This window comes from Alteromonas confluentis (assembly GCF_001757105.1).
Lineage (GTDB): Bacteria > Pseudomonadota > Gammaproteobacteria > Enterobacterales > Alteromonadaceae > Alteromonas > Alteromonas confluentis.
In genome coordinates this window covers 204,738-218,505 of record NZ_MDHN01000037.1, presented here as the reverse complement: position 1 = coordinate 218,505, position 13,768 = coordinate 204,738, and the positions used below count along the sequence as shown (strand labels likewise).

The 13,768-nt window shown below is 48.5% G+C and carries 11 protein-coding genes and 1 tRNA gene; 4 read left to right on the top strand and 8 right to left on the bottom strand.

The features are described from left to right. Positions 1-4: 4 nt before the first annotated feature. The 4 genes from BFC18_RS16120 to purE all read right to left on the bottom strand — a co-directional run bounded on the left by BFC18_RS16120 (position 5) and on the right by purE (position 2,359). Positions 5-481, bottom strand: coding sequence for a copper chaperone PCu(A)C (locus tag BFC18_RS16120; RefSeq protein ID WP_083273139.1), 477 nt, complete (start codon positions 479-481; stop codon positions 5-7). A gap of 108 nt (positions 482-589) precedes the next feature. Beyond that, positions 590-665: transfer RNA gene (locus BFC18_RS16115), tRNA-Thr, on the bottom strand. A 60-nt stretch (positions 666-725) separates the two neighbouring features. Then, positions 726-1,871 carry a 5-(carboxyamino)imidazole ribonucleotide synthase gene (locus BFC18_RS16110; RefSeq protein ID WP_070126574.1) on the bottom strand — a complete coding sequence of 382 codons (1,146 nt, stop codon included), beginning with the start codon at positions 1,869-1,871 and terminating at the stop codon, positions 726-728. Beyond that, complete coding sequence (gene purE / locus BFC18_RS16105; RefSeq protein ID WP_070126573.1) at positions 1,868-2,359, bottom strand: 5-(carboxyamino)imidazole ribonucleotide mutase; 492 nt, start codon at positions 2,357-2,359, stop codon at positions 1,868-1,870. Before purE ends, BFC18_RS16110 begins: the two co-directional genes overlap by 4 nt. A gap of 208 nt (positions 2,360-2,567) precedes the next feature. Between purE and BFC18_RS16100 the strand changes: the two genes are divergently transcribed. Further along, complete coding sequence (locus BFC18_RS16100; protein ID WP_070126572.1) at positions 2,568-3,446, top strand: LysR family transcriptional regulator; 879 nt, start codon at positions 2,568-2,570, stop codon at positions 3,444-3,446. 4 nt (positions 3,447-3,450) lie between these two features. Then, positions 3,451-4,692 carry a Na+/H+ antiporter NhaA gene (nhaA, locus tag BFC18_RS16095; RefSeq protein WP_070126571.1) on the top strand — a complete coding sequence of 414 codons (1,242 nt, stop codon included), beginning with the start codon at positions 3,451-3,453 and terminating at the stop codon, positions 4,690-4,692. On the opposite strand, the gene BFC18_RS16090 is transcribed toward nhaA, so the two are convergent. The 4 genes from BFC18_RS16090 to trxA form a co-directional block, all read right to left on the bottom strand. Continuing rightward, a complete protein-coding gene (locus BFC18_RS16090; RefSeq protein ID WP_070126570.1) occupies positions 4,668-7,466 on the bottom strand; it encodes an ATP-binding protein in 2,799 nt (932 codons plus the stop codon). The two genes, nhaA and BFC18_RS16090, sit on opposite strands and share 25 nt — an antisense overlap. Positions 7,467-7,499: 33 nt before the next feature. Beyond that, entirely contained in the window at positions 7,500-8,795 is a 1,296-nt protein-coding gene (locus BFC18_RS16085; protein ID WP_070126569.1) for an amidohydrolase, read from the bottom strand. A gap of 109 nt (positions 8,796-8,904) precedes the next feature. Further along, positions 8,905-10,170 (bottom strand): transcription termination factor Rho, encoded by a 1,266-nt coding sequence (gene rho / locus BFC18_RS16080; RefSeq protein WP_070126568.1) that lies wholly within the window; start codon positions 10,168-10,170, stop codon positions 8,905-8,907. Positions 10,171-10,528: 358 nt separating this feature from the next. Then, a complete protein-coding gene (gene trxA, locus BFC18_RS16075; protein WP_070126567.1) occupies positions 10,529-10,855 on the bottom strand; it encodes a thioredoxin TrxA in 327 nt (108 codons plus the stop codon). 100 nt (positions 10,856-10,955) lie between these two features. Here trxA and rhlB point away from each other — a divergent pair, with 100 nt between their 5' ends. Next, a complete protein-coding gene (gene rhlB / locus BFC18_RS16070) occupies positions 10,956-12,248 on the top strand; it encodes an ATP-dependent RNA helicase RhlB (protein WP_070126566.1) in 1,293 nt (430 codons plus the stop codon). Positions 12,249-12,254: 6 nt separating this feature from the next. Beyond that, the gene (locus tag BFC18_RS16065; protein WP_070126610.1) at positions 12,255-13,766 is read left to right on the top strand and encodes a Ppx/GppA phosphatase family protein; all 1,512 of its coding nucleotides are present in this window, start codon (positions 12,255-12,257) and stop codon (positions 13,764-13,766) included. Positions 13,767-13,768 lie beyond the last annotated feature (2 nt).

Below are 13,768 nucleotides of genomic sequence, written 5' to 3'. Positions count from 1 at the left end.
TCAATCAGTGATGATGCTTACCCATTGCGTCATTGTCACCACTGTCGTCTTGAACAGGTACTTCCAGCAATTGCTGGCTGCCATCATTAAAATGCAGCGTAAGGGTAAATGATGTGCCTGGCTCAAGACCTTCTTTCAACCCCACAAGCATAATGTGCTGGCCGCCGGGCTGCAGCATGGCGTGTCCGTGCGGTTTCAGTTCAATGCCGTTTTCCAGCTCACGCATTTTCATCATGCCTTCAGACATCGTGATGGAATGAATTTCAGCGCTTGCAGCAACGGCCTCAGGCACGCTAACAGAAACCAATGTAAGCGGCTGCTGGGAATGATTCATCAAGGTAGTATACACGGCCCCGGTTTCAGCCATGGGAAAAGTAGCTCGGGCCCAGGTGTCGGTAAAGTGAATGGAATTATTGGCCGACACAGGCAAACTCAGAAGAAAAACAAAGAAACCAGCAATACCACGATATATTAACGTCACTATGCACTCCGTGCGTCATAACAAAGTTATTACATCATAGATGAAGCACGATTTTTGGCAATGTATGGAGTTTGATTTACTGCAAGGAATGCATAGATGGGGAGAGAATGGTGCCGACTGCCGGAATCGAACTGGCGACCTACTGATTACAAGTCAGTTGCTCTACCAACTGAGCTAAGTCGGCACACTCTCTAAAACTCGCTGCGAACAGCGGATGCGTATTCTAGCGATAGAAGCCCGGCTGTCAAGCTTCTATCTGTTTTAATTTACGCGCTTCTTTACCCAGCTTAGGGAAATACTCGTTTGGCACGTACTGGCACAGTGCCTCAAGTTTCTCGCCCAGCGCCTGATAAGAATCAGCAGTCACGTTGATGTGACCCATTTTACGCTTCTCACGCACGGTTTTACCGTACCAGTGCAGATGACACCCAGAAATTTTCAGCAAATCCCGGGAGAAACTACTGCAACCGATAATATTCACCATAGCACTTGGGCCACGGGCACTGGTATCACCTAGTGGTAAGCCAACTACTGCACGCAAATGGTTTTCAAACTGGCTGGTATCGCTGCCACTCATGCTCCAGTGACCAGAGTTGTGTACGCGAGGGGCCAGTTCGTTCACCAGCAGCTCTTCGCCACACTGGAACATCTCTACCGCCAGTACACCCACGTAGTTCATGCCTTCAGCCAGCACCCGGAAAATCTCTTCCGCTTTCTTCTGCAGGGCGTCTGTAACATGGGGGGCCGGTGCCACTGAAACATGCAGCTGGCCTTGGTGGTGTAGATTTTCTGCCAGCGGATACACTTTGATATCGCCGTCTTTGTCGCGCACGCCAACTAAGGAAAGCTCACGGTCGAAATTCACCATCTGCTCAACCACCAGCGGCACGGTGTTCAGGTCGAGGTTGCTCAGCGCCTGTTTGATTTCTGGTAACTGACCTTCTTCCAACAAACGCCACTGGCCGTAACCGTCGTAACCATCGCGGCTTGCCTTGATGATCAGTTTGTCGCCCAGAGCGGACACACAATCTTCCAACTCGTCAATGTAGGTTACAACCTGATGCGCGGCATTTGGCACATTCAGCGCGTCCAGCAGGCGCTTTTCGCGCACACGGTCGGCGCCCACCAGAATGGCATTCATTGAGGGGGACAGTTTTTCCGTTTTGCTGGCATCTTCCAGCAAACGCTCGGGAACATGTTCAAATTCCACCGTTAGTGCATCAGCTGACTCAATTGCCTGGGCCAGACTGGTGTCTAAAGGACGCTTACTAACAGGGTGTACCACGGTATCGTTACCGACATCTACAGCCTGCACTTCAATACCTAGCGGGCAACCCGCCAGATACATCATTTGCGCTAACTGACCTGCGCCGTATACCAATACTCTCATGCATCAAGCTCCAGATTACCGTTGCTCAGTACTGTTTCTGTTTGTGTTTTTCTAAAAGCAATAACCGCATCACGCACAGCTTCGTCTTGCAGTGCCACAACCTGCGCAGCTAACAGACCAGCGTTCGCCGCGCCCGCTTCGCCAATCGCCAGCGTGCCTACTGCAACGCCTTTCGGCATTTGTACAATAGACAGCAAAGAATCGATACCGTTTAGGGCTTTGGACTTTACCGGGCAGCCGAATACAGGTAGGTGGGTGTGAGCGGCAATCATGCCAGGCAAGTGAGCAGCACCGCCCGCTCCTGCAATAATGCAGCTGAATCCCATTTCATGGGCAGTTTCTGCGAATTCCACCAATAGGTTTGGTGTACGGTGAGCAGACACCACTTTCGCTTCGAACTCAACGCCAAAAGATTTAAGCATTTGTGCCGCATTTTGCATCGTCGGCCAGTCAGACGTAGATCCCATGACAATAGCAACTTTAGCCATCGTATGACTCCCCATGGTTTTAGACTTTGAATAGACCCCTGCCGGTTATTTTTCAGGCAGCCGGATCAGAAAGCACGCGATTTTAGCACAAAATCTGATAATACCCACTAAACCTGCGACGATAAGGGTTTAATAAATGAATCCATAAGGATATTTTATTACTATAAATAGTTATTCTGTCTTCTAAAGCAATAACCGTGGAGTTCAAATGCAATCATTAACGTTTCGTCTGCTGGAAGTATTTCAAAGTATTGTAGACCACGGTTCTATCACTGCTGCCTCTTCTGCGCTTTCACTTTCTCAGCCTACTGTATCTCTGCAATTAAAAAAGCTCAGCGGTATTGTGGGTATGCCTTTATTCGAACAAACCTACGGCCAGCTTAAAATGACCGAGGCCGGTGAAGCGGTGTATCAATGTGCTCAAGAAGTGCTGGGCTCACAATCGCGTCTTGAAAGTCAGGTTCATGCGCTTAAAGGGGTAGAAATCGGCACATTAAAACTGGCTGTAGTGACCACGGCAAAATATGTGGTTCCGCCTATCCTCAGCCCGTTTTGCAAACAGCACCCTAATATTGAAGTACGTTTTATTGTAGGTAACCGTGCGGATATTATCGATCGCATGCGCCACAATCGTGATGATGTCTATATTTTTAGTCAGCCACCGCAAGATGACAACCTGGTTTGCACGCCGTTTTTGCAAAACAAGTTGGTTGTTATTGCTCCCCCCGACTACGACGGGCCTGATAACTGTGATCTAAAAGCCCTTATGGATCATAAGTTCTTATTACGCGAATACGGTAGCGGAACACGTCGCGCGATTCAGGATTACTGTGATTCCAAAGGACTGGTATTTCCCAATTCTATGATTATCGAGAGTAACGAAGCAATTAGACTTGCCGTTACCTCCGGACTGGGACTTGCCATTTTGTCTGAACATACACTGGCACACACACCGCCAGACAGTGTGAAGGTGCTGAAGGTAAAAGACTTCCCTCTGGTGAATCACTGGCAAGCTGTAACGGTAAAACACCGTCAAATTAGTCTCGCGGCACAGGCATTTCAAAAGGCATTACTTAACGTGGAGTAAGCAAATGGCAAAAACCGGGGTTGAAGAGGTTCTCGGCGAACTCGTTTCCGACGTACAGGATTTTCTTAAACGAGACGCTTCAGCAGGTATCATTCTCATGGGCGCTACGATTCTCGCCCTGGTTATCGCCAATACCGGCCTGTATGGTCAGTACAACGATTTTCTGGCCATGAAAGTCACCGTTGCTGCCGGTAGTTTCGAAATTGATAAGCCTTTGTTGTTGTGGATTAACGACGGCCTGATGGCCATATTCTTTTTCCACGTCGGGCTGGAATTAAAACGGGCCGTGACTGAAGGCGGTCTATCAGACCCTAAAGACATTGTCCTTCCCGCCGCAGGCGCTATCGGAGGTATGGTTGTTCCGGTGGCTATTTATCTCGCTCTGACCTGGGGCGCAAAAGATGCCATGGAAGGATGGGCCATTCCCGCTGCCACGGATATCGCTTTTGCGCTTGGCATCATGGCGCTGCTGGGCAGTAAAGTACCTGCCAGCTTAAAAATATTCCTGGTTACATTGGCCATTATCGACGATATTGGCGCCATTGCCATTATCGCGCTGTTTTATACCGATAACATTTCTGTTTCGGCGCTCATTGTAGCTGCGGTTTGCATCCCTATTTTATTCTGGATGAATCGTCGCAACGTTACCGACATTCCCCCCTATGTATTGATTGGCCTGGTGTTGTGGGCGGCCATGTTGAAGTCGGGTGTTCATGCCACATTGGCCGGTGTTGTTCTGGCGGCTTTCATTCCCATGCGAGATAAAAAAGATGCGAGCTATTCACCGGTCATCCGACTGGAACATAGCCTTAACAGCAGCGTGAGTTTTGTGATCCTGCCACTTTTTGCTTTCGCAAACGCCGGGATTAATTTCGCCGAAATGGAAGCCGATGCACTCACCCACCCGGTTACCATTGGTGTGTTCTTTGGTTTGATTATTGGTAAGCAACTCGGCGTGTTTAGTTTTTCATGGCTATCGGTAAAACTTGGGTTTGCAAACTTACCCGATGATTTAGATTTTAAACACATTTATGGCTGTGCGTTGCTTTGTGGTGTGGGCTTTACCATGAGTCTGTTTATTGGTTCTTTGGCATTTGGCGGCACCGAGAAAGCTTTCGATGAGAGGTTGGGTATTCTTGCTGGTTCATTCGTTTCTGGCCTACTAGGCTACCTGGCGCTTTACTTTATGGGCAACCCCAATAAGAAATCAGCCAAAGATGTTCAGCCACCGGTGGAACCGCAATAAGTTTGGTGAACATAGGCTAAAACGTTCATCAACTCCCGGCGCTTAACCGGTTTACTTAAATAGGCATCCATACCGGCCGCCAAACAGGCGGCCTGATCTTCAGCGAACGCATTTGCCGTTAAGGCCACGATGGGAGTCGCGGACTTTTCGCTGGTCCAGCTTCTAATTTGTCGAGTCGCCTCGAAGCCATCCATTTCAGGCATCTGACAGTCCATCAACACAATATCAAATCTCAGTTGCCTCAGCGCCTTGAGTGCTTCGAGCCCATTTCTCACCCGTACACACTTCACCCGCTGACGCTTAAGCATGTCGATAACGATTTGCGCGTTAATGTCATTGTCTTCAACAACCAGAATACGCAAGCCATCTGGCAGTTGTAGCTCGGTTGCAGCAGATGGGGCGACCTCGCCTTTCACTTCGGTTAACGGCAGCACTACCGTAAAGCGAGCGCCCTCACCCGGCGTAGAATGCACCGTTATCTCGCCATCCATTAGCTCAACCAGTTTGCGCGTAATGGCCAGCCCCAACCCCGTGCCGCCATATATGCGGGTAATCGAGGAGTCAGCCTGCGCAAACTGTTCAAACACCGTTTCAATTTTATCTTCTGCGATGCCTACCCCGGTATCTTCCACCGTCAGTGTGAGGGTATTTTCATGGAAACCAACATGAAGATTTACTGACCCTTTGTCAGTGAATTTCACCGCATTGCTGAGCAGATTATTCACAATCTGACTCAGCTTGCCCATGTCACCCGACACAGCTTGTGGAAGCGGGCTGGTACAGATAAACGACGAAGACAGCCCTTTTAACTCGGCGGACGTTTGGTGCAGATGGAAGTTCGCTTCGAGCACAGCCTGAACCGAAAACTCTACGTTCTCCACCTGTAGTTTGCCAGCCTCAATTTTAGACCAGTCGAGAATGCTATCGAGGATCATCAGTAGGTTGCTGGCAGACTGAGAAATTAACGAAACGCGACGTTGAATGTCGTTGGTGAGTTCTTCATCGAGTAAGTTTTCACAAGAGCCAATAATGCCGTTCATGGGTGTGCGAATTTCATGGGACATATTCGCCAAAAACTGCGACTTCGCCACGTTGGCCGCTTCAGCTTCTCGCAGTGCCATAGCAAGATGGCGGGTTTTCTCGGTCACACGGCTCGACAGGGTTTTATTCATCCCCGCCAGTTCATCGTTGAGATGGCGCTGAGTCTCTCGGGCGGTATCCAAATCGAGATAGGCATCGAGTAGTCGTTTTTGCATGTGCTCGAATGCCGTTTCGAGGGATTTGAGCTCAACAATGGGTAGCCCTTCATGTTCACGCTGTACAAGCGATTTTTGCTTAAGATCAAAAGCCTCGAATTGCCTGACCAGATTTAACAACGGCTTATTCAGCATAATTGAAATCGCTGCCCCCGCTATTAGCCCGATAATGGCGAATATCAGCAGCAAATTCACCACCGTCACCAGAGACTCGTTAGTCAATGCGAGGAAATTTTTGTAGTTGAACAGTAACCGTACGCGCCAACCAAACTGTTGTACGTCGCTGGTCTGAACTAACCATTTTTCATTGTTGAAATGAACAAACTGCTGACAATTTTCAGCACACTGCGCTACCACCGAGCGACTTAACACATCGAGTTGCAGAGCAGATGAGGCATAAACAATATTATTTTTACTGTCTTCAACCACAATATTGAAGCCGTTAATGGTTGTCGCCTCAAATTGATCAAACGCATTGAGTGACAACGACCCTTCAACGATACCCGCCATGCCGCCTTGGGAATCTAAAACTGGGGCCGACATCGCAACGATGGGGTCGCTACCAAAACCTTTACCAAGAAATGCATTGGAGACGAAAGGACGAGGATCACGTTGTACCGCCATAAAATAAGGTCGGCCAGACACATCGACCATACCAGACGCCGCGGCCTTCTCTATTAATCCCTCTGGCCAAGCGTGGGTGATGATGCCGCGACGGTCGGCGGTGAGAAACGTGAGAAACGCACTGCGCGAGTCAGCCAAAGAAGACAGGATCTTATCCGTTTGCTGATTACCTTGTTCAAGCGGAGAAGGTAATACTGTTAACGCCTTACCGGCAAACGCAATGGCATCAAGATTGTCTTTCAGGAAATCGTTGACCTGTGATGCCATGACATTGGTGCGTTGCGTCATGTAAAGGTCGATACGATATTGCTGCCTTAACTGCTGTTGATGAATAAACGCATAACTGACGCAGAGTACCGCGAGAAAGAACAACGCACTGAAGCAGTAAGCCAAAAAATATTTGAAGTTGATATGGTTGCGAAATGCCCCCGCTGCCGATTTCATGTGCACAAAAGCAAACACCAGATGGGCACTGAGAATAGATGCTAATAAGCAAAAACAGGTTACCGATACTGCGGTAAACGCAACGTTTGGCAGTTGTTGATAAGAGAACCAGTACTCGGCAAGCAACACCAAGACTGCCGCAGGAGTGTATACGCCAATACCGATTTTGAGAGGAATGAACAGGTCGCGCTTTGGCGATGCGGCAAGCACCACAGGCAGCCCCATCACAATTAACAGCGCCGGCGTAAACGGATGAAGCACCAATAATGGTGCCAACACCAGCACGATGGCCGGCAACGCAACCGTGAAGGGTAGACTTAAAGCAATAAACGCAGCAATAGGCAATCCTGAAGCTGTCATTCCATCACTGATAAAGGGTGCAGGTAAACAATTCAGGCCAGCACCGATCACTATCAGTGCTAACCATTTTGCAATGTGAGTTAAACGCATTTACCAATGACTCTACTACTTCGTCAATGAAACCTAGTTGGCTTGATGCATGTAATCCAGTGTCATATTTGTAAGCAATTTAACACCTAATTTCATGCCCTTGTCATCAACGTAAAACTCTGGCGTGTGGTGAGCAGGCGCATCGGCTTCCGGCACATCCAGAGGTTTACCACCAACCCACAGAAACAATCCCGGTACCTGCTCCTGGTAGAAAGAAAAATCTTCCGCACCCGTCACCGCTTTTGCCAACACCGCACCGTCTTTTCCGGCAGTGCGCTGCAAGGTGGGCAGCATTTGCATGGTCAATTCAGGATCGTTATAAGTAATAGGATAGCTGTAATCCAGCGGCAGTGTTAACTCGGCTTCGGCTCCCATGCTGTCGGCGATGCCTTTCACCTTTCGCTCCATGGCTTCGTAAACATGTTCACGGGCTTTTTTATCTAACGTGCGGATGGTCCCAACCAACTCGACTTCCCTTGGAATAATATTAGAGCGGTTGCCACCATGAATGGAACCTACCGTCACTACCGCAGCATCGTCGATAAGTTTAATCTCTCGGCTAACGATGGTTTGCAGCGACATCACCATTTGCGCCGCGGTAACAATGGGATCAACACTTTTCCACGGATAAGCGCCATGGGCCTGTTTACCGTGAATAACAATTTTGAACGGGTCGACGGCGGCCATTGCACCGCCCGGCTTGTAGCTTACTTTATCAATATCAAGGCCGGCGCTGATATGCAGACCAAATACCACGTCCACATCAGGGTTCTTCAGCACACCTTCTTTCACCATCACTTCCGCGCCGCCCATCTCTCCAGGAGGTGCGCCCTCTTCAGCGGGCTGGAAAATAAACTTAATCTGACCTCGCAGCTCGTCTTTCATATCGGTAAGAATTTTTGCAGCGCCCATCAGCATAGCCATGTGAGTATCGTGGCCGCAGGCATGCATCACTGGCACTTCCTTACCGTTGTACTCCCCTTTCACTTTAGAGCGCCATGAAAGATCGTTTTCTTCTGGTACAGGTAAACCGTCCATATCGGCACGCAAAGCCACAACCGGACCAGGCTTACCACTGTCTAAAACGGCAACCACACCGGTTTTTGCAACGCCAGTTTGAACCTCAAGACCCAGCCCCTTGAGATATTTGGCCACATATTTTGCGGTATCGTACTCGCGGTTAGACAATTCAGGATGTTCATGGAAATGATGACGCCATTGAATGACATCTTTTTCGATTGCATTCGCGGCTTCGGAAACATCCGTTTTAGCGTGAGAAAATGAAGACAGTGCCAGAAGTACGGCAGCAGAGAGAAGCTGAGTTCGCATATTATTATTCCTTTTGTGTGTGGAATAACCCTATCTCAGTCAGACTTATTTTGGAAATAAAAAAAGCGGGATATCAATCCCGCTTCTTGTATTCGATTAGCTGTTGAAGTTAGCTTTTTTGGCGCTTCATCGCATCAAAGAATTCGTCGTTGGTCTTCGTCATCGACAGCTTGTTGATGAGGAATTCCATTGCGTCGATTTCTGACATTTCGTGAACAATCTTGCGCAGGATCCACATTTTCTGCAGTTCTTCCTGGCTGGTAAGTAACTCTTCACGACGAGTACCTGAACGGTTGAAGTCGATGGCAGGGAACACACGTTTCTCTGCAATCTTACGGTTCAGGTGCAGTTCCATGTTACCTGTACCTTTAAATTCTTCGTAGATCACTTCGTCCATCTTCGAACCGGTATCAATCAATGCTGTGGCAATGATGGTAAGGCTACCGCCTTCCTCAACGTTACGTGCAGCACCGAAAAAGCGCTTTGGTTTGTGCAGTGCGTTTGCATCGACACCACCAGTCAGTACTTTACCAGATGAAGGAATAACGGTGTTGTAGGCACGCGCCAAACGAGTAATCGAGTCGAGCAGGATAACAACATCCTTTTTGTGCTCTACCAGACGCTTGGCTTTCTCGATAACCATTTCAGCAACCTGTACGTGACGGCTTGCAGGTTCATCGAAGGTAGAAGCAACCACTTCACCACGCACCAGACGATGCATTTCGGTAACTTCTTCCGGACGTTCGTCAATAAGCAGAACCATCAGTTCACATTCAGGGTGATTCGCCGCAATAGATTGCGCGATGTTCTGCAGTAACAGTGTTTTACCGGCTTTAGGCGGTGCAACGATAAGGCCACGCTGGCCACGGCCAATAGGTGACGCTAAGTCCAGAACGCGGGCAGTAATATCTTCTGACGAACCATTACCACGTTCCATACGCAGACGATCGGCAGCATGCAGAGGTGTAAGGTTTTCGAAGAGGATTTTATTGCGGGAGTTTTCTGGTTTGTCGAAGTTGACTTCACGGATTTTCAGGAGGGCAAAGTAGCGTTCGCTATCTTTTGGCGGTCTGATTTTTCCTGAAATCGTATCACCGGTGCGAAGGTTAAAACGTCGAATCTGGCTCGGCGATACGTAAATATCATCCGGACCGGCAAGATAAGAGGAGTCCGCTGAACGCAGGAAGCCAAAGCCGTCCTGCAGGATTTCAAGCACACCATCACCGAAAATGTCTTCACCGCCTTTGGCGTGATTTTTCAGAATAGAAAAAATGATGTCTTGTTTTCTGGCACGAGCCATATTTTCCAGGCCCATTTCTTCGGCCAGGGCAACCAACTCGCTAATTGGTTTATTCTTAAGTTCGGTTAAATTCATGTTGGTGGGTCTTTGTGCTTGAACTTCGCTTACGGGACGTTAGTCCCTAAATTAAAAAAATTAGTTGGAATAGAGTTTGTCCGGAAGAGGACATAAGCAGAACGCTGCTCGGTATGAGCGTATGTGCAAACGTTAGCACCTTAACGAAGAAGCGTCCACTCTTTTTGCCCTAAATGTTAAAAAAACTTTAAATCTACATCTAGCGCACATTTGGTGAAAATATAGCTTAGCCTATCGCTGGAATTTCGCTATTGATATACATCATATTTACGTTGGTTGGATCAAAGCGATGCATCAGAAACAAAAAAACCTGCTACATGGTGCAGCAGGTTTTTGGTTTTCCATCTGGAAATCGCGCTTACAGATTTTCGTTCAGAAACTCGGTAAGTTGCGTTTTAGACAATGCACCTACTTTTGTTGCGGCTACATTACCGTTTTTAAACAGCAGTAAAGTAGGGATGCCGCGAATGCCATATTTTGGTGGCGTTTCATTATTTTCATCGACATTCAACTTACCAACTGTTAATTTGCCATCAAACTCGGTCGCTACTTCTTCGAGAATTGGTGCGATCATTTTACAAGGGCCACACCACTCGGCCCAGAAATCAACCAGCACAGGGCCGTCAGCATTGATTACATCTGCTTCAAACTTGTCGTCAGTTAACTTGATAATTTTGTCGCTCATTCTTTTCTCCAATATTTGGTCTGCTGCTGATTTGTCTCAGCTTTACCATTAGTGTTATAAGAAACTGTTTTTTAATGCAAGCACAGATAAGCTATAAGCTATGCAAACAACACATTTAACCGAAACACATTTTTCCGACTTGCCCATCAATACCAAAGTTGTTGAGGCATTGAAGTCAGCAAATTTCACGCATTGTACGCCTATTCAGGCTCTTGCATTGCCCCCCCTTCTTGAAGGTATGGACATAGCTGGTCAGGCGCAAACCGGGACCGGCAAAACAATGGCATTTCTTGTCGCAACTTTCCACCATCTGCTGGAAAAAGCGCAAAACGACGCCAATAGTCAAGCTGGCCCACGAGCTATTATTATGGCTCCTACCCGTGAACTTGCGGTTCAGATCTATAATGATGCCAAGCCGCTCAGTGAGCACTCCGGACTTTCACTTGGCCTCATTTATGGGGGCGAAGGATATGAAAGTCAACGTGAATCACTGCAAGAAGGGGTAGATATTATTATCGGTACGACAGGGCGCATCCTCGACTACTACAAACAGGGCGTGTTCACCCTCGATAATATCCAGGCCGCAGTACTTGATGAAGCCGACCGCATGTTCGACCTTGGCTTTATTAAAGATATCCGCTTCTTATTCCGCAGAATGCCTGCCGCCACAAAGCGTTTGAGTATGCTGTTCTCTGCCACGCTGAGCTACCGTGTTCAGGAATTGGCGTATGAGCACATGAACAATCCCACCCATGTGCAAGTTGAGCCAGAGCGCAAAACAGCCACCCGGGTTTCTGAAGAATTGTTCTACCCGTCAGACGAAGACAAAATGTTGCTGCTGCTCACGCTTTTAGAAGAAGAATGGCCAGATAAAGCCATTGTTTTTGCTAATACGAAAAGTGGCTGTGAGCGGGTAAACGACTGGCTGGCTGCTGATGGCCATCGTGTTGGTCTGTTAAGCGGCGATGTACCGCAGAAGAAGCGTCTGTCTATTCTGGAAGATTTTACCAAGAATAACCTCGACATTCTGGTTGCAACTGACGTTGCTGCCCGTGGTCTGCACATCGATAAAGTAACTCACGTGTTCAACTACGATTTACCAGACGATGCGGAAGATTATGTTCACCGTATTGGCCGTACAGGACGTGCAGGCGCCAGCGGCGCTGCGATCAGTTTTGCTTGTGAAAAGTACGCGCAGAATCTGCCTGCCATCGAAGCATACATCGAGCATGCTATTCCGGTCACTGAATTCGACCGTACTGCATTGCTAGACGATGTCACCACGCCGAAGCCTCGTCGCCGACGCAATCCGGGCAACCGCAACAACTCCCGTAGAGGCAATAACCGCCGCGGTGGGAACAACAGCGGTAATTATAAAAAATCTTCGAACTAAGTGTTTATGCAGCCAGAACTTCAACACGATACTACGGTCGACGGCGAGTATTATGCCGCTGTTGATTTAGGCTCAAACAGCTTCCACATGGTGGTGGTGCATGTCGTTAACGGCAGTGTGCAGATCATCGGAAAAGTGAAGCAGAAGGTGAGACTGGCTGCTGGTCTTAATGACCAAATGGAGCTGGATGACGTTAGCATGGAACGGGGCTGGCAATGCTTACAGACCTTTGCAGAACGCCTCCAGGACATCCCTCGCTCGAATATTCGCGTTGTCGCCACCGCTACCTTGCGACTGGCCGTAAACGCCGCCGACTTCATCCTCAAAGCCGAAGAAATTCTCGGCCACAAGCTGGAAGTGATCAGTGGAGAAGAAGAAGCCCGGCAGATTTATTTGGGCGTGGCATACACCTCTGCAAATCAGGGCAATTCCCTGGTTATTGATATTGGCGGCGCCAGTACTGAAATTATCATCGGCAATGACATGCATCCTATTCATCTAGTGAGTCTGGATATGGGCTGTGTCACCTTCATGGAACGTTACTTTCCAAAGGGTGCAATTACGGCTGAAAATTTCGAAAAAGCGCAATACGAAGCAAACAAGCTGCTTGATACGGCAGCAGATACCTTCCTGTGTTTCGACTGGCATAATTGTTTAGGCGCTTCGGGGACCCCCCAGGCGATCACCGAAATTCTGGTGGCCCAGGGCATCAGTGACGCCATTCGTTTGGATTATCTCTACGACCTTCGCCAGCAATGCATTGATTGCCAACACATCGACTCCCTTACCATCAAGGGCCTGGAAGATTCTCGTAAGCCTATTTTCCCCAGCGGCCTGGCAATACTGATCACGCTGTTCGAACGCTTGAAAATTCGTGATATGAACATTTCCGGCGGCGCACTGCGGGAAGGTTTAATTTACGGGATGTTGGATAATCTGCAGGAAAACGACCGTCGCAGCCAAACCCTTAACAGCACCATGAAGCGATATCATATCGATCGCCATCATGCTGAGGCGGTGCGCGGGTTAGCCCTTCGCTTGTGCCATCAGTTGTGTGCCCAAACCAGTTTGTGTCACCTGGATACCGAAGCCGTACTGGGTGCGGCAGCAACGTTGCACGAAATTGGCCTGCACATCGAATTCAAAAAGCACCATGAACATGGTGCCTATATTCTTTCTTACATCGATTTACCCGGCTATACCAAACTTCAGCGGGTTGCTATTCGTGACTTGGTGAAATGCCACCGTCTGGCTATCAAATCAGAGACATTTACACACTACCACGAAGAGGTTCGCCCTATGCTAGAAGGGCTGCTGAGGGTGTTACGAATTGCGGTCGTGCTGTGTCTGCGCCGTCAGAATAAACACATTCCGGAAGTAGAGCTAAAAGTGACAGAAGATAGCTGGACCCTGCTGTTTCCAGATGGCTGGTTAGCGGCGCATCCGTTAATCAACGCGGAACTGGCCAATGAAGTGTGGCTACAGCACCGCGCTGGCTGGAAGTTAATTTGTAAGTAAAG

Bases quoted from the DNA above. Each gene is read 5' to 3' on its own strand.
- BFC18_RS16110 (WP_070126574.1), bottom strand. From the start codon at position 1,871: ATGAGAGTATTGGTATACGGCGCAGGTCAGTTAGCGCAAATGATGTAT.
- purE (WP_070126573.1), bottom strand. From the start codon at position 2,359: ATGGCTAAAGTTGCTATTGTCATGGGATCTACGTCTGACTGGCCGACG.
- BFC18_RS16100 (WP_070126572.1), top strand. From the start codon at position 2,568: ATGCAATCATTAACGTTTCGTCTGCTGGAAGTATTTCAAAGTATTGTA.
- nhaA (WP_070126571.1), top strand. From the start codon at position 3,451: ATGGCAAAAACCGGGGTTGAAGAGGTTCTCGGCGAACTCGTTTCCGAC.
- BFC18_RS16090 (WP_070126570.1), bottom strand. From the start codon at position 7,466: ATGCGTTTAACTCACATTGCAAAATGGTTAGCACTGATAGTGATCGGT.
- BFC18_RS16085 (WP_070126569.1), bottom strand. From the start codon at position 8,795: ATGCGAACTCAGCTTCTCTCTGCTGCCGTACTTCTGGCACTGTCTTCA.
- rho (WP_070126568.1), bottom strand. From the start codon at position 10,170: ATGAATTTAACCGAACTTAAGAATAAACCAATTAGCGAGTTGGTTGCC.
- trxA (WP_070126567.1), bottom strand. From the start codon at position 10,855: ATGAGCGACAAAATTATCAAGTTAACTGACGACAAGTTTGAAGCAGAT.
- rhlB (WP_070126566.1), top strand. From the start codon at position 10,956: ATGCAAACAACACATTTAACCGAAACACATTTTTCCGACTTGCCCATC.
- BFC18_RS16065 (WP_070126610.1), top strand. From the start codon at position 12,255: ATGCAGCCAGAACTTCAACACGATACTACGGTCGACGGCGAGTATTAT.